This window comes from Bacillus mesophilus, assembly GCF_011008845.1.
Lineage (GTDB): Bacteria > Bacillota > Bacilli > Bacillales > SA4 > Bacillus_BS > Bacillus_BS mesophilus.
On sequence record NZ_JAAIWM010000001.1, the window covers coordinates 577,173 to 597,985 of the forward strand.

Annotated in this window: 20 protein-coding genes; 2 read left to right on the forward strand and 18 right to left on the reverse strand. The window is 37.6% G+C overall.

Annotated features, from left to right (window positions below; genetic code table 11):
- The first annotated feature begins 125 nt into the window (after window positions 1-125).
- Window positions 126-1,268 carry an MFS transporter gene (locus G4D63_RS02935; RefSeq protein ID WP_163177514.1) on the forward strand — a complete coding sequence of 381 codons (1,143 nt, stop codon included), beginning with the start codon at window positions 126-128 and terminating at the stop codon, window positions 1,266-1,268.
- A gap of 107 nt (window positions 1,269-1,375) precedes the next feature.
- On the forward strand, window positions 1,376-1,831 hold the full coding sequence (locus G4D63_RS02940) for a DUF2269 family protein (RefSeq protein WP_163177516.1): 456 nt from the start codon (window positions 1,376-1,378) through the stop codon (window positions 1,829-1,831).
- 166 nt (window positions 1,832-1,997) lie between these two features.
- Here the strand turns inward: G4D63_RS02940 and G4D63_RS02945 are convergent, their stop codons facing one another.
- From G4D63_RS02945 to G4D63_RS03030, 18 genes are all read right to left on the reverse strand, one after another.
- Window positions 1,998-2,351, reverse strand: a complete 354-nt coding sequence (locus G4D63_RS02945; RefSeq protein ID WP_163177518.1) for a VOC family protein — start codon at window positions 2,349-2,351, stop codon at window positions 1,998-2,000.
- Between the two features lie 42 nt (window positions 2,352-2,393).
- On the reverse strand, window positions 2,394-3,620 hold the full coding sequence (locus G4D63_RS02950; protein ID WP_163177520.1) for an MDR family MFS transporter: 1,227 nt from the start codon (window positions 3,618-3,620) through the stop codon (window positions 2,394-2,396).
- A 217-nt stretch (window positions 3,621-3,837) separates the two neighbouring features.
- The gene (locus G4D63_RS02955) at window positions 3,838-4,377 is read right to left on the reverse strand and encodes a GNAT family N-acetyltransferase (protein ID WP_163177522.1); all 540 of its coding nucleotides are present in this window, start codon (window positions 4,375-4,377) and stop codon (window positions 3,838-3,840) included.
- Window positions 4,378-4,436: 59 nt separating this feature from the next.
- Entirely contained in the window at window positions 4,437-5,930 is a 1,494-nt protein-coding gene (locus G4D63_RS02960; RefSeq protein ID WP_163177524.1) for an AMP-binding protein, read from the reverse strand.
- Between the two features lie 76 nt (window positions 5,931-6,006).
- A complete protein-coding gene (locus tag G4D63_RS02965; RefSeq protein WP_163177526.1) occupies window positions 6,007-6,588 on the reverse strand; it encodes a class I SAM-dependent methyltransferase in 582 nt (193 codons plus the stop codon).
- A 155-nt stretch (window positions 6,589-6,743) separates the two neighbouring features.
- Window positions 6,744-7,919 carry a thiolase family protein gene (locus G4D63_RS02970; protein WP_163177528.1) on the reverse strand — a complete coding sequence of 392 codons (1,176 nt, stop codon included), beginning with the start codon at window positions 7,917-7,919 and terminating at the stop codon, window positions 6,744-6,746.
- 108 nt (window positions 7,920-8,027) lie between these two features.
- A complete protein-coding gene (gene fabG, locus G4D63_RS02975) occupies window positions 8,028-8,768 on the reverse strand; it encodes a 3-oxoacyl-ACP reductase FabG (protein ID WP_163177530.1) in 741 nt (246 codons plus the stop codon).
- Window positions 8,765-9,679: an intracellular short-chain-length polyhydroxyalkanoate depolymerase gene (phaZ, locus tag G4D63_RS02980; protein WP_163177532.1), complete on the reverse strand. Its 915-nt coding sequence runs from the start codon at window positions 9,677-9,679 to the stop codon at window positions 8,765-8,767. Before phaZ ends, fabG begins: the two co-directional genes overlap by 4 nt.
- A 132-nt stretch (window positions 9,680-9,811) precedes the next feature.
- Window positions 9,812-10,828: a 3-oxoacyl-ACP synthase gene (locus G4D63_RS02985; protein WP_163177534.1), complete on the reverse strand. Its 1,017-nt coding sequence runs from the start codon at window positions 10,826-10,828 to the stop codon at window positions 9,812-9,814.
- A gap of 5 nt (window positions 10,829-10,833) precedes the next feature.
- Window positions 10,834-11,016: a hypothetical protein gene (locus tag G4D63_RS02990; RefSeq protein ID WP_163177536.1), complete on the reverse strand. Its 183-nt coding sequence runs from the start codon at window positions 11,014-11,016 to the stop codon at window positions 10,834-10,836.
- 6 nt (window positions 11,017-11,022) lie between these two features.
- A complete protein-coding gene (locus G4D63_RS02995; protein WP_163177538.1) occupies window positions 11,023-12,036 on the reverse strand; it encodes a branched-chain amino acid ABC transporter permease in 1,014 nt (337 codons plus the stop codon).
- A gap of 5 nt (window positions 12,037-12,041) precedes the next feature.
- Window positions 12,042-12,902 carry a branched-chain amino acid ABC transporter permease gene (locus G4D63_RS03000; RefSeq protein ID WP_163177540.1) on the reverse strand — a complete coding sequence of 287 codons (861 nt, stop codon included), beginning with the start codon at window positions 12,900-12,902 and terminating at the stop codon, window positions 12,042-12,044.
- A gap of 21 nt (window positions 12,903-12,923) precedes the next feature.
- Entirely contained in the window at window positions 12,924-13,625 is a 702-nt protein-coding gene (locus G4D63_RS03005) for an ABC transporter ATP-binding protein (protein ID WP_163177542.1), read from the reverse strand.
- Window positions 13,615-14,376, reverse strand: coding sequence for an ABC transporter ATP-binding protein (locus G4D63_RS03010; RefSeq protein WP_163177544.1), 762 nt, complete (start codon window positions 14,374-14,376; stop codon window positions 13,615-13,617). The genes G4D63_RS03005 and G4D63_RS03010 overlap by 11 nt, the downstream gene beginning before the upstream one ends.
- Window positions 14,377-14,448: 72 nt before the next feature.
- Complete coding sequence (locus tag G4D63_RS03015) at window positions 14,449-15,705, reverse strand: substrate-binding domain-containing protein (protein WP_163177546.1); 1,257 nt, start codon at window positions 15,703-15,705, stop codon at window positions 14,449-14,451.
- A 401-nt stretch (window positions 15,706-16,106) separates the two neighbouring features.
- A complete protein-coding gene (locus tag G4D63_RS22235; RefSeq protein ID WP_163177548.1) occupies window positions 16,107-19,346 on the reverse strand; it encodes a winged helix-turn-helix domain-containing protein in 3,240 nt (1,079 codons plus the stop codon).
- Between the two features lie 104 nt (window positions 19,347-19,450).
- Window positions 19,451-20,005: a signal peptidase I gene (gene lepB / locus G4D63_RS03025; protein ID WP_163177551.1), complete on the reverse strand. Its 555-nt coding sequence runs from the start codon at window positions 20,003-20,005 to the stop codon at window positions 19,451-19,453.
- Between the two features lie 9 nt (window positions 20,006-20,014).
- On the reverse strand, window positions 20,015-20,650 hold the full coding sequence (locus G4D63_RS03030) for a TVP38/TMEM64 family protein (RefSeq protein ID WP_163177553.1): 636 nt from the start codon (window positions 20,648-20,650) through the stop codon (window positions 20,015-20,017).
- Window positions 20,651-20,813: the final 163 nt, after the last annotated feature.

The window sequence follows — 20,813 nt, forward strand, 5'->3', positions numbered from 1 at the left end:
CTCTGTTTCAATGCACAGTATCTGGAGAAGACGACTTTCCAGTAGATCCTTCCTTGAATAGGATGTTAAATAATGAACGCGTTCCGTATTTTCCGTAACATGACACAAGGATGTGAGAAAAGTTTATGACTTCTTCCTATCGCTCCATTGCCATATTGCTCATTGTTACTGGTACCTTCGTAGCAAGTAATATATATACACTAATTCCAATTTATGACCTACTCACAGACGAGCTTACTACCACCACATCAATGATTGCATTAGGTAGTACCTCCTTTACACTTTGCTATGCAATTGGGTTATTACTTTTTGGGACTATGTCAGATGTAGTCGGGAGAAAACCAATCTTGGTGTTGGGGATGCTGTTATTTTCTATTACTAGCCTATGCGTTTCTTTTGCAGATTCCGATTTTTCAATGATTGTGACCAGAGGTTTGCAAGGTTTTGCAGGTGGAAGCTTTGCTCCAGTTGCGTTTGCATACACATTTGATTTATATAATGGGAAGTTTCGAGCCCTTATACTGAGTATGATCAATACAGGTTTTTTAGTAGCTGGTATTTTAGGTCAGATTATAAGTGCAAGTATCGCGACAAACCATGGATGGGAATATGTTTTTTATTTTTATTTTGTCATCTATTTACTCTTATTTCTTTTATCAGCAAAGTTTTTGCCTCAAAATAAAAGCAAGACAAATACTTCTTTTAAACCATTACAATCTATAAAGCTATTTTCAAGTTTTTTACAATCAAAAAATTTACTCCTTTGCTATATCATCACCTTTAGCCTATTGCTAACTCCTATTTCCTTTTATGATGCGCTAAATCAATATCTTTTACCGATCAGCTCGGCTGAAGATCTTTTCTTCATTAGAACAGTTGCTTTATTAGGAACCATTCTTTCAATATTTGGTGGTGCTATAAACGCGAAATATGGATTGAAGGGCAGTTTTTATATTGGAATTGCCTTGTTAATAGGTAGTTTAATTCCAATGATACTGATTCCTGATTTTTATGTCATTCTGTACTCAGCAATATTCTTGGTATCATCAATCAGTATTCTTATTCCAACAATCATAGCGATTATTGGTACAATCGAACAGAAGTCTAGGGGAAGTGCGATTGCCCTCTACTCGTTTACCTTACTGATTGGAGCAAGCTTTGGCTCACTCTTGACATCTATATTACCATTTCAAGGCGTACTTCTATTTCTATTACTCTACGGTATAATAAATATTTTTCTAATGAGAAAAATTTCCTATTCTAGATGAGTAGATTCTGTATAAAATGGTACTATATTCACAGAATTGCCACATGTATCGTTTCTAGGATGTTTAAGGTGTTTGTGTGGTGTCAGTGTTAAGGGAGGAGTTTTTATTTGTTAAAAGTATTGGTGCTTATTCATGTGTTATCAGCTATTATCGGAGTCGGTCCGACGTTTTTTGGTCATGTTCTTTTTAGAAAGAATCAGAATCCTGAAGAACTTCGTCACTCCATGAAATTATCTAATTATCTTACTTATTTTCCAAAGATTGGTGGTACACTTGCAGTGTTAACAGGAATTGTTCTTGTGATTCTAGGAAACTATGGAACTTTCTTAACACTTTGGTTAACCGGTTCCCTTATTCTTTATATTGCTATTCAGATTGTTGTTATTGGAGTCATCGATCCTAGAACTAAGAAGCTCTCTACATGGGTATTTGCTGAGGAAAATAAAACTGCGTCTGTCTTACCTGATCTTCAAAAGAATGAGCTAGTATCAATTGGAAAGTTGCACTCAGTTGCTACAACATTAGGTGTATTGATTTTCTTTTTGATGATTTGGAAACCTTGATTAACAAACCATCAAATGCTAGCAACATGAACGGTAAAAATCTGTAAAGTACAATAACCTAATTTTCTCTTACCAAGGACAGAATCCTCTTTGTGGAGATTTTGTCCTTGTATCTTATAGAGGAATCACTTAGCCTAGCCTGTAACTTAACCTACATAGCATTGGATCATTTCCAAAAACAAACTTGAAGCTGATTACCATCTAAGTCATAGAAATCGAAATAAGTATTCACTACATCAATCTGGATTTCCTTACACATAACTCCTAGTTCTTTTAAGGTTTGGAAGGTTTCTGTAATATTCTTACTGAAGAAGATTGGGTAGGATTGACCATTTTTTGAAATCTCTCCTTTTCCCTCCTCAATTGTTAGAGGGATCCCACTATCTCCTATACTTAGAACTTGATAATGTTCTCCTCTATAGGCTATTTTGAGTCCTAACTTCTCTTGATACCATAAACTCGCCTTATCAATGTTACTCACCTTTAAACATATTGTATCAATCCGGTCTACTAAACACATATGGTCGTTCACTCCTAAATTTATTTCATCATTTAATTCTCTCTAACTAACAGAAATCCCTTTATTAGCAATTGAAACTGGTCGTGATGGTTTTCTCCATATTTTATTACCTAAAAAATAGATGAGGTTGCTTAGTATCAATATGATAAAGATGAAACTAAACAGCCAGGAAATACCCCAAGTTGAGTAAAAAAACATCCCGATTGTTGGACCAATAAACCTTCCCAATTCCGTAAAGTTCATTGCCCCATAGTAACTTCCTCTTAAGTGACTAGGTGCTAGCTTATCAATTAAAATAGTACCCGAAGGAAAGCACAATACTTCTCCTAATGTAAAGATCACCATGGAAAGAATCATTTCTAATAAACTGTCTGAAAAGGCAAATCCTAATCCCCCGAGACCATATAGTGCATTCCCTACATATACACCAGTGATTGTAGAGAAACGTTCAAACATTGAAGAAAGTGGAATTTGTGCTACTACAACAACTAATGCATTTGTGGTCATCATCCATCCGAAATAAACAACACCTTTCTCAAATGTTGTACTCATATGATGTGATAATGGAGCAAATTGCGCAAAAGCAATCTGTGTGATACATGCACCTAGGATAAAGTACATAAGAACTTTGTCTTCTTTCATTAGAAGAAAAGATTGTTTGATTGAATGTACTGTTTCTACTTTTTTGACTGGAAGTAACACTCTATATTTATTAAATTGAAAGTGTAAAATGAGAGAATAGATTAAATAAAACATCCCTGTAATGATAAAACCAATCCCACTTGATGATAAACCGATAAACACTCCGAGTAATGGGCCTATCGCAACACCCATATTTATAACGGCATAACGAAGAGAGAATACTTTTGGACGTTTTTCAGAGTCAGTTAAATCACCCATTAAAGCCTGGGACACAGGTTCAAAAAAAGCCTTGCATATACCATTTAGAATACTTAAAAGGAGGAATACGACTGGATCCTTTGCAATTGCATAGCCTACAAAAACACCCCCCCATAAATAAATCGACAATAGCATCACTAGTTTTCTTCCGAACTTATCTGATAGGTATCCTCCCAAAATCCCTGTCACTGTACTTGCTAATGGGGCTGCACCAATTACTATACCAATCATAAGTGGACTCAGGTCAGTCCTCTTTGATAAGTAGATAGCTAAAAAAGGTAAGCTCATCGAATTGGCTATTCTAGAGAATAAGGCACCTATAAGTAATGTAAAAATCAATGGGTGAAGATCTTTTAATAGTTTTAGCATTTTCTTTTTTCTCCTTTAATTAAAAAAGTAAAAAAAACCGGCCTTATATCTTTTCTCAAAGATACAAGACCGGCCTATGTATAAAACATAAGGGTGGATTAACCACGGTTTAACAGTCTACTGCTATAAATTATAAATTTTATATATTGTCTCACATGATTAGACTAGAGAACACCATAAAAAGTTACAATAATTTCCTATTATTTTTTATCTTTCCTCAATTTTTAATATACTCCTCACGAAGCAATCCATATAACAACATATCATGTCGCTTATTATCACGCTCTAAGAATGAGCGGTAGGTTCCTTCATGAACAAAACCAAGTTGTTCGTAAAGCTTTTGTGCACTTACATTATAATCAAAAACAGTTAGCTGAAGACGATATAAATTAAACTCAAGGAAAGCTAGTTTTAAAGCAAGCTTTAATGCTTCCTTCCCTAACCCCTTTGCTCTATATGTTCCGCCAATACCTATTGAAATCCATGCTGTACGGTGGTTCCAAAGGATTCCATCTATTCCAACAATCCCAATTATTTTGTGAGTTGTCAGTTCTCGAATGGCAAACAGAAAATCCGTTTTTGAATCTAGTTCAATCATTTTCTGTACACTCTTTTGGTGCTTAGGAATAGACAGAACTGCGTCCATATTTCTAGTAAACTCTTCATCTTTGTACCATTCTTCAATAGCACCAGCATCCTCTTGTTTTAATACATCTAGATAAATTTTCTCACCTTTTAACAACGAAACCTGTAGCATCTTATCTACTCCCTTCTCTACTCATTTTAAATCAGGGAGACTCTGTAAGCTAGGAAAATTTATCCAACATCTATTTGATAATTATCTATTAAAAAACGCTTATCTATTTTACCAACATGTGTTTTTGGTAAATCTGGCATTAACCAAAAGAGTTTTGGTACTTTGTAATTACCAAGCTTTGTTAGACAATATTCCTTAAGCTCTTGTACTGTTACATCACTATTGGGTGTGACTGAAATGAACGCTGCTACAGCCTCTCCCCATTTCGTATCAGGTAATCCTACAACTGCCACTTCTGAAACTGATGGGTGATTTTGAAGACAATGCTCTACCTCTAGAGGGTATACATTTTCTCCACCTGTAATAATCATTTCTTTTTTTCTTCCGACAATATAGAAATAGCCATCCTCATCCATTTTAGCTAAATCACCTGTATGTAACCAATTGTTTTTGATAGTTTCAGAGGTTGCCTCTGGATTGTTCCAATACATTAGAAATACATGGTTACCATACAGAAGTAATTCCCCTACTTCATTAGGGGCTGCTTCCTTACCTTCATCATTAATGACTTTAGCTTTGTTAAACATCATCGGTTTCCCAATTGAACCTTTTTTCTTCATTGCCTCAGCAGGATCAATATAGAAATTATTTGGGCCAGCTTCAGTCAAGCCATATCCTTCTTTAAAGGCAACTCCCTTTCGCGAAAATGCCTCATAAATTGGTAGAGGGCAAGGTGCACCACCAGACAGAAAAGTTCTCATATGCTTAAAGGTTGCAGTTTCAAACCCCTTTGCCTGAATCATCAAGTGATACATGGTTGGAACCATTAATGAAATGGTACATTTTTCTTGTTCGATGAATTGAATGGCTTTTTCGGCGTTAAAATCATTAGCTATGAGTACGGTCCCACCCATCACTAGAATAGGAATAGTGAGGGCATTTAAACCACCAGTATGAAACATAGGTAAATAGGTTAGTGTGACATCATCTGCCTGTAAATTCCAGCTAACAATGGTGTTAAGTGCGTTCCAACCAATATTAGCATGAGTTAAAACTACACCTTTAGATTTCCCAGTTGTTCCACCTGTATAAATAATCGTTAAAGGATCATTCTCTGATAACTCCTGGTTTGCTTCATAGGATTCTAGGTTTTGAAAAATCTTATTATACGCATCATGATCAAGCTGTAGCATACTTTCTGATTTTGGAAGTATCTTTTCATAGCGTGAATGAAAACCGATCAATTTCGGTGAACAGTCTCTTAGAATAACTTCTATCTCATGTGCAGATAATCTCCAATTTAAAGGGACAAAAATTGCTCCAAGCTTCATACAAGAAAATAGAAAATCAAAGTAACTTATATGATTTGGACAAATAATTGCAACTCTGTCCCCTTTTTGAATACCTTGCTTTTCAAGAAAGCTTGCTAATATATGAGCACGTTGGTTTAGTTCTTGGTAACTCCAACGCTGGTTTGTTTCTCCATCAACAACCGCAACCCTATCTGGTGTTAATTGTGAGCGCTTCTCAATCCAATCTAGATCCCATCTCACATGTGCTCTCCCCTTTTGCAACTTTATATCGTTTATCATAAGTAAGGTAAGTTGCAAATGAGTTACATTGATCTCTTTAATGAAGCCTTACTCTCTTTGTTGCCATGTAAGTACGCATTGGTGGAAGGTTAAATAAGTAATATTGATCCTCAACCTCCTCAAAATAATTCAACAAATATTCTTTTAAATGTTCATCCTTTTGAAAAAATGTTTGATAAGGTAAAAACACTCCACCATCATCCAACACTGAATATGTATTTGAAACGATTCGGTCCCTGAGCTGGTCATCGAAAAAGGAAAACGGAATTCCCGAGAGTACATAATTTGCACATTTCTCTTCACACTCTTTCAAGAGATCATTTACAGTTTCTGCACTCTCTCGATAAATAAAAACATTAGGGTGGTGTTTAAACGCATCTTTCAAAATTGTTACAAAGTTTTTGTTCTTCTCAATGAGGATCACTTTAGATTCGGGGGTTAATTTAGAGTGAAGATATTTAGTAAATACCCCTGTTCCCGGTCCATACTCGATTACGACATTTCGACTGTTGAAGTCTATACTTTGACATATATTTCGTACTCCCCATTTGGATGTTGGAGTAATCGAAGCGATATCTGGATCGGTAAGTATGTTTTTTATATAAGAGATCGTGCTCATAATGCCCCCTGTTATGGTAGTTTTTTCTAGTTTTTCTAGTCTTGGGTGATTTATTCATGTATTTGTTTTTAAGAGGGCTTGTTTTCCTAAATAAAAAACGGAGTAGCTTAATAGCTACCCCTTCGAAATGTTTATTAGGTTCGTTTTAAGACGAATTAGACTCTTTCTAAAAATACAGCTGCACCCATGCCGCCACCAACACATAAGGAAGCAATTCCTTTTGTAAGCTCTCTGCGCTGAAGTTCATGAACAAGGCTCGTTACGATTCTAGCACCAGTGCACCCAACAGGATGTCCTAGACTAATTCCGCTTCCGTTTACGTTCACAATCTCACGATTTAAGCCTAACTCTTTTTCTACCGCAATATATTGTGCGGCAAAAGCTTCATTTACTTCGATTAATTCAGCATCCTGAATCGACCAGCCTACACGTTCTAATCCTCTTTGAACAGCAGGAACTGGACCTCTTCCCATCACCTTTGGATCAACACCAGAAACCTGGAATCCTACAATGCGTGCTAACGGCTTTAACCCTTTAGCTATAGCCGTTTCTTCATCCATCAAAACAAGTGCAGACGCACCGTCATTTAAACCAGAGGCATTACCAGCAGTTACAGTTCCATCTTTACGGAAAACTGTCTTCAACTTAGCCAAATCCTCTCTAGTTAGCTCCGGACGTGGGTGTTCATCTTTAGAGATAACATGTTCACCTTTTCTAGTTTTAATCGTGATTGGAACGATTTGACTGTCAAAGTAACCACTTTCAATGGCATGGGCAGCTCTTTGGTGACTAAGAAATGCCACTTCATCCTGCTCTTCTCTTGTAATTTGGTGAAGATCAGCAAGGTTTTCTGCTGTCTCTCCCATCATAATCTTATGAATAGGGTCTTCAAGAATTTCCCACACTGTATCCGTCACCTGACTATGTTGAAGACGAGACCCCCATCGCTGCTGCTTTAAAACGTATGGACTAGAACTCATAACTTCCACACCACCAGCAACTACTATATCAGATAGACCCGTTTGGATTTGAAGGGCAGCAGAGATAATCGCCTGCATACCAGAAGCACACTGACGCTGAATCGTATAGCCAGTAGTTTCATCAGACAGTCCAGCTAATAAAGCAGCAGTTCTAGCCGTATTAGGTTCATCTGTACGTTGAATACAATGACCTAAAATCACTTCATTCACATCACTTGTTCCTAGTCCGCTTCTTGCTACAGCTTCCTTTAAAACAGGTACCATTAAATCTGTTGGAAGTAAATCCTTGAACACCCCACCAAAATCCCCAATCGGAGACCTAACCGCCGAAGTAATCACAACATTTCTCATATCCAATCCCCCATTTCGTTACTACCTATGTATTTTAAGCTTAGCTTTATCGCATTAACGTGATGGGGGCCTGGCCCCCACCACGTTAATGGATTAAAGTTTATAAACTTACATCATGATTCCGCCATCAACGTTTAGGACTGTTCCAGTTACATAGTCGGAGTCACTTGATGATAAGTAAAGATAGGCTTTTGCAATGTCTTCTGGCTTTCCTAATCTTTGTAAAGGTACCATTGCTAGCATTTGCTGAATTACTTTATCAGGTACCGCTGCGACCATATTCGTTTCTGTGAAACCTGGTGCCACGGCATTTACATTAATACCTTTTCTGCCAAGTTCCTTTGCCCATGTTTTCACCATACCTATTACTCCTGCTTTTGTTGCTGCGTAGTTGGTTTGGCCAACATTACCATATACTCCAGAAACTGATGAAGTCACAACAATTTTACCGCTACCCTGTTCAATCATATGAGGAACGACTGCTTGTGTACATTGGAAAACACCTGTTAAATTCACATCAAGTACACGCTGGAAGTCCTCAGTTGAAAGTTTAGTCAGCATTCCATCTCTTGTAATACCAGCATTGTTTATTAAAATATCTATGCGACCATACGCTTCAATAGTCTTGCTAACCATAAGGTCGACGCTCTCTCGGTCAGCAACATTTACTTGTACAAATAATACATCTTTGCCTTCTGCCCGAAGTTGTTCTGCTTCTTTTGATCCTGCTGCTTCGTCATAATCTGCTAGAACTACACGTGCTCCTTCATTTGCAAATAATTTTGCTGCTTCTAAGCCAATTCCATTTGCAGCTCCCGTTATGATCGCTACTTTGTTTTCTAATCTCATTGTGCTTCCTCCACTTTCATATTTAAAAAGGTTGTAACAGCTTCAGTCAGCTGTTCTAAATCATCAATTGGTGCTGAATGCCCACAGTTTTTCAATACCTTGGCTGTTACGATCTCATTATTAAGGTCAGCAATAATTTCATCATTCATTGCTTTAGATACAACTAAATCACGATCTCCACTTAGTACTAGAGTAGGTATTGCAATACGGGTGACTAATCCAGTTCCATCGCCAAGCCCATTATGAGTGCTGCTAATATTAAATGTGTTTAAGGCGTGATAAACATCAACTAAATTTCGTTGCGTAAGCATATCGTCCACATATTCCTCATACTTTTCTGCAGGTGGTTGGTTTACATTATAGATCACTGCATTCCAGACTGCTTTAAGAAACTCACGATTCTTATGATCATACGCATGTTGAATCGGAATTGATCGAACCGGATCTTGTTTAATCTCATCAAGGGACTGATAACGTTTTGTTAAGTCAATTTGCCCCTGCTCATTCACCCCGTAAAACGGATAGCCTCTCGTAGATGCGGAGGCAAGGAGAATTAGTTCGGTAGCCAAGCCCGGATAATCTATTTCAAATTGCATGGCGACAGCTCCACCCGTTGACCACCCCATTAAAGTGAAATCCTTTAACTCTAGCTCATCAACAAATAACTTAACATCATCAGAAAAATCCTTAATACTCGAAATCGGCGTTTGGTAAGAAGAAAGCCCGAACCCTCTCAAATCAAGGGCAATCACCTTATATTCATAAGATAGCGCTTCCATAAAAATGTCCCAATGCTTAGAAGAAGTCATATTTCCATGAATTAGAAGGAGTAACCTCTCCCCACCTTCGCGAACTCTATAACCATATGTTTCATTATTAGATAGCTTTATAGTGTTTAATTGGATACTCATGCCTATATTCCTCCTAAATGGGTGGATTTTTTTCATTTTTTAAAGCTTTATCACATTAACGCACCGGGGGCCAGGCCCCCAATGCGTTAACGTATTAAAGTTTATAAGATATTAAGTTTGTTTATATTGTGGTTAGTTTGAATTTCCCCAACGAATGGTTGTAGCTCCCCATGCGTAGCCTATGCCAGCGCTGACTAATACGATGAGATCTCCGTTTTTAATTTTTCCTTGTCGCTCGGCGAGTTCTAGTGAAAGGATTTGGTCGAACTGTCCCATATGACCGTAGTCTTCTAGATAGATAGATTGATCCTCAGTTAATCCTAATTCTCTTAGCACATAATCATGAGCTGATCTCTTCATATGGAGTATTCCAATGTAGTCAATATCCTTTTCAGTAGCGTTGCTTTTTTCTAGAGACTTTCGAATTACCTTTAAGAAATTTTGCATCGACTTTTCTTCTAGACGTTGTTTCATACCTTCAGGATCAATGACATCTAATTGGTTTCGTTTTGCTTGAATGGCCTCAACTGAAATAGGTTCTTTTGTACCTCCCGCAACAACGACTACATCCTCTGAAAAGCTTCCATCAGTCATAATATGACTTTCTAATAAGGCATTACTCTCATAGCCTTTTTGTAGGATCATTGCCCCACCGCCAGCTGATAAATTATACATAAACCGAGTTCTAGGATTCTCATAATCTATAAAATCCACATTACGATAACCACCAGCTAATAAAACTGTATTAATCGATGAATCAGCAATCATCATATCTTTTGCGACCTTTAACGCCATCACTGTTGTGCTGCATCTTAATGCAACATCATAAGCCCATGCGTTTAAAGCACCAACCTCCTGCTGTAACTTGATCCCAGCTGTCCAAAGTGGATACTCCTTATGTTCTTCACCAATATAAATGATTAAATCGATTTCCAGTGGGTCAATTCCTGCTCTCTCAATTGCCTGCCTAGCTGCTAAAACACCCATATGACAAGTATGATCATCTGGTCCTGGGATTGGTTTTTGTTTGATTCCCAGTTTTTCCTCAACAACTTTCTTTGGTATACCAGATCTTACAGCTAGCTCGTCGCTTGTCATGACTGACTTAGGTAAATACACCCCTATGCTTCTAATACCAATCGTCTCCATAAGACTCACTCCCCTAAAACCCGCTTCATGTACATCAGCATATCCTCAAGATTTTGAACTGATATTTCCTCTTCTCCTTGAACATGCTTGATTTTAATTCGCCAAAGCTTCTTACCCGTTACCTCTTGAACCTCAATACAATTACACCGAATGACAAATGAAGTGATTTGCTGTATATCCTCCATCATCCACGCCTACCTAGTTACATCAACTTTTTGTTCAGAATGAGTAACCTTTTCTGGCTTCTTTCGATTTAAAAACCATTCCCTCAACGTACCAACAATTCCTTTTGGGAAAAACATAACTGCTAAAATGTAAATAATTCCAAAGAAGATAATCCATCTTTCAAAAATCCAATGAACCTTTGATAAATCAGTTAACCAGTGGTGTGCCCATTCTATGAGTCCAGCACCAATGATCGCTCCAACTAAGGTTCCTACTCCACCAATAATAGTCATCAGTAAGGCATCTAGTGTAATATCCATTGTAAAAACAGATGTATTTACAAACCTTAGTGTAAGCACATAAAAAGAGCCTGATATACTAGCCACAATCCCAGCTACAATACTTGCAAACACCTTGTAATGAAGTATTTTGTAGCCTAATGACTCCGTTCTCGATTCATTTTCTCTAATTGCCTGTAGTACCTTCCCAACAGGTGAGTTTGTAAATCGTTTTAATCCAAAAAATACAAGTATCATTAGTAAAAGTGTCGTGAAGTATAAAACTTCACGTTCCTTTAATGCATCCGGTATGCTAAACGTAAACCCATCATTTCCTCCAGTTACCGATCTCCACTTTTGAGCAGCAACTAAGAACAATCCGGCAAACGCTAATGTAAGCATTGCGTAGAAGTGACTCTTTAGCCTTAAAGATAGAACCCCTACTATTAAACTAACAATGGCTGCAATAATGATACCAACGATAATCCCAGTCACTAGTGATAGATATGTTGCATCCATACGGTCCAATATGACTGCAGTCGAATACGCACCAATTCCGAAGAACATTGCATGACCAAATGAGACAATCCCAGTAAAGCCAAGCAAGAGATCATAGCTCATTGCTAATACAGCAAAAATAAAGATTTGTGTGAATAACATAAGTAATTGTCTTTCATCATTTATAAACGGAAATAGGATTAAGAAAATTCCAACCAAACTATAATAGAAGGCTGGTTTTCGCAAACTATTTTGTACTAAATTCATTGCTCTCACCCCTTCATTTGGAAAAGTCCCTGTGGTCTAAAAATCAGTACAATTACCATTAACATCATATTCACCGCTAAAGAAAGCTCAGGAACGTAATAAGCCATAAACGAGCCAGACAAACCAACTAAAATGGCTGCTAAGACAGACCCTGTTATATTACCCATTCCCCCGATAACAACAACGATAAAGGCAAGGATTCCAAACTCTAAGCCCATCTCTGCATAAATAACGCCAGAATATGGTCCTAGTAATACGCCTCCTAAAGCGGCCATTGCCGATCCAAGCATAAACACAATCATAAATACTCGCTTAATATTAACACCAAGAGCTTGAACCATTTCCTTATCCATAACTCCAGCACGAACAATTAAACCAAGCTTTGTTCTAGTTAATAACAAGTGAATTCCTAAAAATACTAACGCTCCTACTAAAATAATGAAGAGTCGATATTTAATTAAAATGACTCCGCCCCACTCCCAGCTCCCTGATAACCATTCAGGTGTTGTTGAGCTTAATTGGTTAGGTCCCCATACAACTTTTAATAGTTCACTTAATACAAGCATGACTCCTAATGTAATTAAAATTTGCTGAACATGATTTCCATAAACAGGCTGAATAATAAATCTTTCCATCAACAACCCTAAAATTAATCCAACAATAATTCCACTAACAATTCCTACTAAAAAATTCCCGGTGATTCCATATGACCATGCCCCAGCATAAGCTCCCCATGCAAATAGACCACCATGAGCAAAGTTCAGTACATCCATTAATCCAAAAATTAAGGTAAGCCCAGCTGCTAATAAGAAAATTAACATGCCCGTAGCTAAACCATTAATCGCCAAGTTTAATAATACATCCATATTTTGGCCTCCTCTCTACCTTTAGGCAATTCCTAAATATTTTTGACGTAGCATCTTATCTTCTTTTAATAAAGACATCTCTCCGTCTAATACCGTTCTTCCATCATCTACGATATAAAAATAGTCTCCAATTGTACTTGCCATCATAAAATTTTGTTCGACAAGAATAATCGTTGCTTCCTTTTTCAATTCTTGAATAGCATTCATAACTCCCTCCACTACAATGGGAGCTAATCCTTTACTTGGTTCATCAATCAGTAATAATTCATTGTTTCCAATAAACGCTCTTGCCATGGAAAGCATCTGCTTCTGACCACCACTCAATGTCCCACCAGCTTTTTTCCAAAACTTCTTTAAGTCTGGGAAAAGAGTTAAAATCCATTCAAGCTTATCCATGGTCTCTTTATTATTATTTTGCATGGCTACTTTCATATTTTCCTCAACGGTTAAGCCACTAAAGATCCCTTGATTTTCCGGTACATACCCGATTCCACGCTTTGCAATTTCATAGGTTGGTAATGTTTGAATTTCTTGATTATTAAAAAGAATTTTCCCTTTAGAAGCTGGATTAAGTCCCATAATGGACCTTAAAGTAGTCGTCTTACCAGCACCATTTCTACCTAATAAGACGGTTACTTCTCCCTTCCTTGCCTCAAAAGAAATCCCTTGGAGGATATGGTACTGTTCAATATACGTCTCAATATTTTCAACCTTAAGAAGCATCGTGTAAGCCCCCCAAATAAGCTTTTTGCACAGTTTCATTTTCCATAATTTCCTGTGGAGAACCATCTGCTAATAATCCGCCGTTAAATAAAACAGTAACGGAATCAGACAGATCCATAATCATATCCATTTTGTGCTCTATCAAAATAATGGTTTTCGAGCTCTCTTCCTTAATTTGACGAATCACATCAAGGATCGTTGGTACTTCCTCTAAAGACATTCCTGCTGTTGGTTCATCTAGAAGAATAATTTCAGTATCTAGTGCTAAAAGCATAGCTATTTCTAGTTTTCGTTTCTCACCATGTGCAAGATTTTTTGCTAGAGATTGCGCCTTCTTTTCAAGTAACACTTTCTTAAGTAATTCAAATGCTTCCTCTTCAAGTCCTTTAATAGATTGAAAATGGGAAAAAAAGTTATAAAGGACACCCTTTTTTGACTGGACGGCTAGTCTAACATTTTCAAGAACCGTTAAATTTGGGAATACGTTTGTGATTTGAAAAGAACGTCCAATCCCTCTTCTTGCTCTTTGAGTAGGAGATAGTTTTGTTATATTTTCTCCTTTGAAAAATACTTCACCTTTTGTTGGTGTTAACTGACCGCTCAATAAATTAAAGAAGGTCGTTTTACCTGCACCATTTGGACCGATAATTGATTTAAAATGATTGGCCGGAACTGAAAAATTCACTCCATCCACCGCAACATGTCCTCCAAACGAAATGGTTAAATCCTTAGTCTCGATAATTTTTTCCAAACTTGGTCACCTACCTATTTAGAGTGAAAAGGAACTTATGGTCATTACACCAAAAGTTCCTCACCGATTTTCTTACTTATTACGAACAGGTGGAGCAGTTTCTTCTGGAGAAAGCTCACGAATTAGAACTGGAACTGGATAATCCACTCCATCTACCTTTTGAAGCTTTACGGCATATAGAGTTTGTAGTGCTTGATGATCTTCTGCTCTAAACGTCATTTTTCCTTTTGGCGTTTCGAAGCTCATTCCTTCCATAGCAGAAATTAAAGCATCTGCTTCTGTATTACCGTCTGTCTGCTTAATTGCTTCAACAATTGCAAGTGCTGCACTCATTCCACCTGGAGTGAATAGATCAGGTACGGCACCATTGAAACGCTTTTTATGTTCCTCAACTAACCAATTGTTAATATCGTTTTGAGGTAAAGTATGATAGTAAACCGTGAATCCTTCCATACCAACTAACGCATTCATAGTAGAAAGGGCTGCGATATCAGGTGCACCTGTTGAAATTTTAATTCCTTTTTCTTGTACTTTCATATCTGAAATTTGGTTCCATGGAGAGTTAGCTCCTGCCCAAACTACAAATAAATAATCAGGCTTTGCTTCAATGATTTTTTGAATATTAGACGTGAAGTCGGTTGCAGCTGGATCTGCAAATTCCTCATGTACAATTTCAGCTCCAAGTTCTTTAGCCGCTTCAGTAAATGCTGCAATCCCGTCTTGACCAAAAGATGAATCCGGAGCAAGAGTTGCGATCTTTACACCTTTATCAGCGATAGCAGCTGCTCCAGCTACTGCATCCTGTGAAGAGTTACGAGCTGTTCTAAATACATATTTGTTCCATTCAGAACCTGTAATACTATCAGCAACCGCTGGCTCTACTACCATTACCGTTTCATATTCTTCTGCTAAAGGAAGAACTGCTAATGTATCTCCAGAGCTAGATGAACCAACTAAGAAGTCAACTTCATCCTCTTCTAATAGTTTAGTAGCCTTTTGGATTGCTACCTCTGGTTTAGTCTCAGTATCTTCAACAATAAATTCGATCTTCTGACCATTGATTTCGCCTGTTCCATCAGTAGCATAATCTAAGCCAAGTTCGAATCCGTTTACCGTTTGTTTACCATATGCTTCAAGCGCACCTGTCATTGAAGCAAGTACACCAATTTTAATAGTTTCCTTTTCAACTGTTTCTTCCCCACCGGAGTTACCTTCTGATCCGCTTCCTTCATTAGAAGACGTTCCAGTACTACCTCCACTACATGCAGATAAAACAAGAAGAAATGCTAGCATTAGTGCAAATAAACCATGCAATTTCTTTTTACCCATATATAATTTCCCCCTTTTCGTTACATCTCCATTACGTTTGGAAACGTTATCATTACTTTATTAGGTAGTAGTTACAAATGAGTTACAAACAGAAAAGCTGAAGTCCCCGGTTAGCCCTGACAAGTAAATGTTCTGAAGAGAATAAAATGGTGCTCTTCCATTTTCTTCTCTTCAGGTTATTTAACCTCGAGGGGCTGGGGACTGAAGCTAGACAACCCGAAAAGCGGAAGTCCTCCAAAGGATGACAGGCTAAGTGCGCAACGTCCTGTTGCAACGCCTGTCTGACCTGCATCCTGCAGGCCTCCGACAAGCAAATGTTCCTAAATAAAGAAAAGGGCGACCTTTCCCTTTTATTTGTTTAGGGTTATTTGACCTCGAGGGCCTAGGCTCTGCAGCATGTATTAATTCATTTTGGTAATCATCTCAAACATTTGTTTAGTAGGCTCCATAGGCTCCACTCCTAGTTCATCCTGAAGACATTCACAGCATTTTTTATACCACTTTATGGCCTGTGGACGGTTGTTTTTTTGGTAAAAGCAAAACATAATCAATCTGTATGCTTCTTCCCATGTCCGGTCTTTAGTAAGGATGTTTTCACACCAATGAATCGCTTCCTCATAGTTGGAGGTTTGAACAGAGAGCTGGGCCATTTTTTCTGCTCCGCGTAAGTAATAGACTAATAGTCTTTCTCTTTCAGAAATACACCAGTCCTCGTAACGGCGTTCTGGTAGATAGTCTCCATCATATAACTCGAGCCCTTTTGTTAAAAAGCTCAGTGCCTTTTCATTGTCTTTCTCCTTTAGTCCTGCTCTAACCCACCGCTCGAATTCGTCTGCATCTAAATAAATACTAGCTTTTGGGTTTAACCCATAAGATTGGCCATCTCGATTAAAGAAGAATGGGTTAGTTCTGGCCTTACGATTAGGCTCAATTGCCGTATGTAACGCATTAAATGCCACCTTGAAATCACGAATAGCAGCTTTTTCCTCAGTGTCCGGCCACACGAGAGAAAAAATGGTTTCCTTTTGCAAATAGCTATGCCTTTTTGTGATGAAAAGCTCGAACAGCTCTCTGGCTTTAACACGTTGCCAGTCACGTTCTCTAACTTCTTTGTCGCCAATCCATACTCTAAACCGTCCAAGTGATTGGATCCTTAGCGTGTAGCCAGGGTGACTTTCAACATCATGATACCCAAGTTCGTTTAATAACGTCGTCACATATTGACGTTGAATTCCTTTTGCCTGAGCCTCTATTAAAAGTGGCGTAATAGATTGAAGATCCTTTGGACCAAATGTTGTTCGACTTGAGAAAATAAACTCATAGCTCCCGATTTGAACATAATTCAGGAAGCTCGTAAAGGACTCCTGAAATTTTGTTTCTTTTTCTAATTGAAAATATAGAAACGACTTCCAAAGAAATGTCAGACAGGTTCCATATTGATCACCACAAAAATTAAACTGATCATGTGCTCTGTTTAACCACTCTTCGGCATCTTTAAATCTTTCTGCATGAAGACAGGTAACTGAGATACAAAGCTGAATACAGGCCGATAGCCATAAGTCATTAACTTGGTCTGTTTCAATCAGGGCCTTCTTGCCAAACTCCATTGCCTTCTCAAATGCACCGTCTCTTCCATACAACATACACAGTCCCATTAGTGGTTCAGCCTTACCTCTTGGTACACGTAAATCATCCATCATTTCAAGTGCCGTATCATAGCACTTCTTGGCAAGCGAAAGATCATATCTATCTATTAATTGGACCGCATGCCCCATTCGAATCCAGCCACAGGCTTCAACGAATGGGGCTTTGTAACGAATCCCTTCTTGAATACCTGTCTCGGCGAGCTCTTTTGCTTGTTCTGGCTTACCTAGGAAACACTCGATTAACGATAATAATAAGGTAGGCTCACGATGTGATTGCTGCAAATGAGCATGCTCAAGGTGATCATTGGTATGTAAGCCAAAGTTTTTACTACTTTGTAAGATTCTTTTCGCTTCAAATAAATTTCCCGTTCTTAGTTTTAAACGTGATTCAAGGTTACCCACATCTTCTAATTGATAATTATCCAATGCTTTTTGAAACCATTTTTCAGCTTTTTTTGCTTGACCTGCATTAATAAGGTTTTCAGCCATTAATAAGTAAACCTTTGCTTTATCCTTTGATAAAACGTTTTCATTTTTCTCCATAATATCAATTGATCGTTGAAGAAGTCGGTCCGCTTTCCCTGGTGAAATAGTGTCTAAGTAGATATATGCTTGACCTTGTAGAGCCTGAGCTTCTCCTTTAACATCGCCAGCTTGATTAGCTAAAAGGGCAGATTGCTGATAATGGACTTCTGCCTCCCTATATAGGCATTGATATCTTAATACTTCTCCTTGAAGGAAGTGGAGACGATAAAACACCTGCTTCTGGTCATTAGAAATTCTTTGCAGTCGCTCTAGCAGGCTATCAAGTTTCCCATTCTGAATAAGCGTTTCTCCATATTCATTCAGCAAAAAAGCAATCTCTTCATATTGTTCTATTTGCTCTAGATGGTAAATTGCTAATTCTAGTAGATTTTGTTTGCGATAATACTGGGCAGCCCGTTTATGCAATTGGGTATACTTTGACTTTTGTAAAATAAGCTGCTGTTCTAGGAACTCTTTAAACAAGGCATGATAACGATACTGTCCTTGCCCTATAAGCTGAAGGAATAGATTCTTCTGAAGTAGTAGATCTAACATTTCTTTTGAACCGGAAATACCTAGAACATCGTCACATATCGAGGGTGTTAACTCCTCAAAAATACAGGTTTGCTCAAGAAATTGCTGGACCATTGGTGGCTGCTTCACTAGCACTTCCATTGCCAAAAATTGAAATAAATCTTCCATAGATCCATATTTATTCTGTAAAAGCTTAGAAAGGTCACGATGATGACTTAATTGTTGGATCACCATCTGTAATGCGATAATCCACCCTTCAGTAAGTTGATAGATTTGAGCAATTTCACTTTCTGAAAAATCTAAGCTGTATACGTCAGTGAACCAGGCTTCTATATCCTCCATCGAAAAAACTAAATCATTTTCGTTTATTTCAAGCAAAGCTCCCTTTAGCTTTAAATTACTTATAATCGTCCATTGCGGTCTAGTTCTACTAAGGAATACGAGCCTAAGATTGGACGGCATGTTCTCTAAGAACCAAAGGATCCAATCCTCAATTTGACTAGAATGCTGAACAAGATGGAAATCATCGATAATCAGTACAATCTGACGATCAACTCCCATCATCTCATTTACTAGCATTGCACTGAAGCTACGAATCTCTTCATCTCGAGCATAACGATTAATCTTATTTAAATACTGAATGAGCTCTTCACCAAAGCTTGGATACTGAATCCTTATAGCTGAAATAAAATAAGTCAAAAAAGGAATGAGTTCATCTTCATAACTTGATAAACTATACCAACAGTAAGTCTTTTTAGAATCTGCTAAAAATGTTGCAATGGCTGTGCTTTTTCCATAGCCGGGACCAGATTGAACAATGGTTAATGGAGAATTAAATATAGATTGTAATTTTTTAGTTAAGGAGGGTCTTCGTAAAATGTCATCTTTGATGCTAGGAGGAGTTAACTTAGTTTGAAGTATAAAAGAGGAAGACACATAATCACACCCTATAAGAAATTGGATTTTATTTCTATTTTAGCATATTAATAGGGGACTTGTTATAGTGTTTTTCAGGCATAAGAAAAAACCCTAATACGGGTCTAGAAAGAAATATCTATGTGTTGAAATGGATAATATCTCAAGTTTACCTTTCCAACCACCTGATCAACTTCAATAAAACCAAAGTGGCGGCTATCATAACTACCTAGTCGATTATCCCCAATAACAAAAATCATCCCTGGCGGAACAGTTTCTTCACCTGTAATGTCTTGTAATGTAAAATCACTGATTTCCTTGTAATAAGAAAAATCTCCACCTGTTTTCTCTAAGAAAGTTTCCTCTATCAGACTACCATTCACGTATAGTTTTCCGTCTTCATATGAAATTCGATCTCCCGGTAGACCAATGACTCTTTTCACATAATCGTCCTGCTGATTCGCATGAAATACAATAACATCAAACCTTTTCAGTTCATCAAATTGATAGCTTAGTTTGTTAATCACGACTAAATTCCCGTCATGTAGAGTAGGTGTCATTGAGCTACCCTCTACAATATAGCTAGAGAAGAAAAACAATCGTAATATAAAGGCTATTATAATACCGATTACAATGGGCCGAATGATTCCTAGACCCCGTATAGTTGGAAGCTGTATCATGAAGTTCTCCTACTCCCTTCCATGAATTCTCTCTTTCTTATTTAGATATATTTCAACTCTTTTCCCCGCAAACCATAAAATAAAGATAATGAGTGCTACGATCGCTGTACGAATCGGTTGTTCGATTAGTGATTTAATATCGTATCCGATAAAACTAATGATAAAGACCATGACCATTTTTCCTGATAAAACAGCTAAAATAAATTGTGGAATACTCACACGTGATAAGCCCGCTACTACATTGATCACTGCAGAAGGAGAAAACGGAAAACAAATTAGCAGAAAAAGTGGACCAAAGCCATGACGTTCTACCCATCCCGTAAGTTTTTCCACCTGCTTGTTTCTACTTAAAAATTGAAAAAAACGTTTTTGCCCCAGCTTTCGAATAACTAGAAATACAATGATAGATCCCAGACTTGTTCCGATCCAAGAATAAAGAAACCCTAACCAAAGCCCGAATGCTGCTGCATTTGCAACAACAAATGCAAACAATGGTAAAAATGGGAGGATTGCTTCTAGCATGGGAAGGAAAATACCAGGTAAAGGCCCTAAATCACGATATTCCTCCATCAATTCTTGTATGTTGTTTAAGGTAACTACATCTTGGATGAATGACCAAAATTGCTGCAACGAGTCCATTTCCATTATAAAAACTCCTAGAAGAATGTAATAAAGCTTCAATATAAGACTATTCTTATTGTACACAAAAATGTCAGAAAACAAAAAGAATAGAAGATGTATATGTAAAAAGTAGCCATATCGTTTTTTACATTTACAATATGGCTAATTCCTCCTACCTACGCATCTT

Coding starts and splice junctions, on each gene's coding strand:
- G4D63_RS02970 (WP_163177528.1), bottom strand. CDS start 7,919: ATGAGAAATGTTGTGATTACTTCGGCGGTTAGGTCTCCGATTGGGGAT.
- G4D63_RS03015 (WP_163177546.1), bottom strand. CDS start 15,705: ATGGGTAAAAAGAAATTGCATGGTTTATTTGCACTAATGCTAGCATTT.
- G4D63_RS02965 (WP_163177526.1), bottom strand. CDS start 6,588: ATGAGCACGATCTCTTATATAAAAAACATACTTACCGATCCAGATATC.
- G4D63_RS02995 (WP_163177538.1), bottom strand. CDS start 12,036: ATGAATTTAGTACAAAATAGTTTGCGAAAACCAGCCTTCTATTATAGT.
- G4D63_RS03005 (WP_163177542.1), bottom strand. CDS start 13,625: ATGCTTCTTAAGGTTGAAAATATTGAGACGTATATTGAACAGTACCAT.
- G4D63_RS02990 (WP_163177536.1), bottom strand. CDS start 11,016: ATGATGGAGGATATACAGCAAATCACTTCATTTGTCATTCGGTGTAAT.
- phaZ (WP_163177532.1), bottom strand. CDS start 9,679: ATGAGTATCCAATTAAACACTATAAAGCTATCTAATAATGAAACATAT.
- lepB (WP_163177551.1), bottom strand. CDS start 20,005: ATGATACAGCTTCCAACTATACGGGGTCTAGGAATCATTCGGCCCATT.
- G4D63_RS02955 (WP_163177522.1), bottom strand. CDS start 4,377: ATGCTACAGGTTTCGTTGTTAAAAGGTGAGAAAATTTATCTAGATGTA.
- G4D63_RS02945 (WP_163177518.1), bottom strand. CDS start 2,351: ATGTGTTTAGTAGACCGGATTGATACAATATGTTTAAAGGTGAGTAAC.
- G4D63_RS02935 (WP_163177514.1), top strand. CDS start 126: ATGACTTCTTCCTATCGCTCCATTGCCATATTGCTCATTGTTACTGGT.
- G4D63_RS02950 (WP_163177520.1), bottom strand. CDS start 3,620: ATGCTAAAACTATTAAAAGATCTTCACCCATTGATTTTTACATTACTT.
- G4D63_RS03030 (WP_163177553.1), bottom strand. CDS start 20,650: ATGGAAATGGACTCGTTGCAGCAATTTTGGTCATTCATCCAAGATGTA.
- fabG (WP_163177530.1), bottom strand. CDS start 8,768: ATGAGATTAGAAAACAAAGTAGCGATCATAACGGGAGCTGCAAATGGA.
- G4D63_RS02985 (WP_163177534.1), bottom strand. CDS start 10,828: ATGGAGACGATTGGTATTAGAAGCATAGGGGTGTATTTACCTAAGTCA.
- G4D63_RS03000 (WP_163177540.1), bottom strand. CDS start 12,902: ATGGATGTATTATTAAACTTGGCGATTAATGGTTTAGCTACGGGCATG.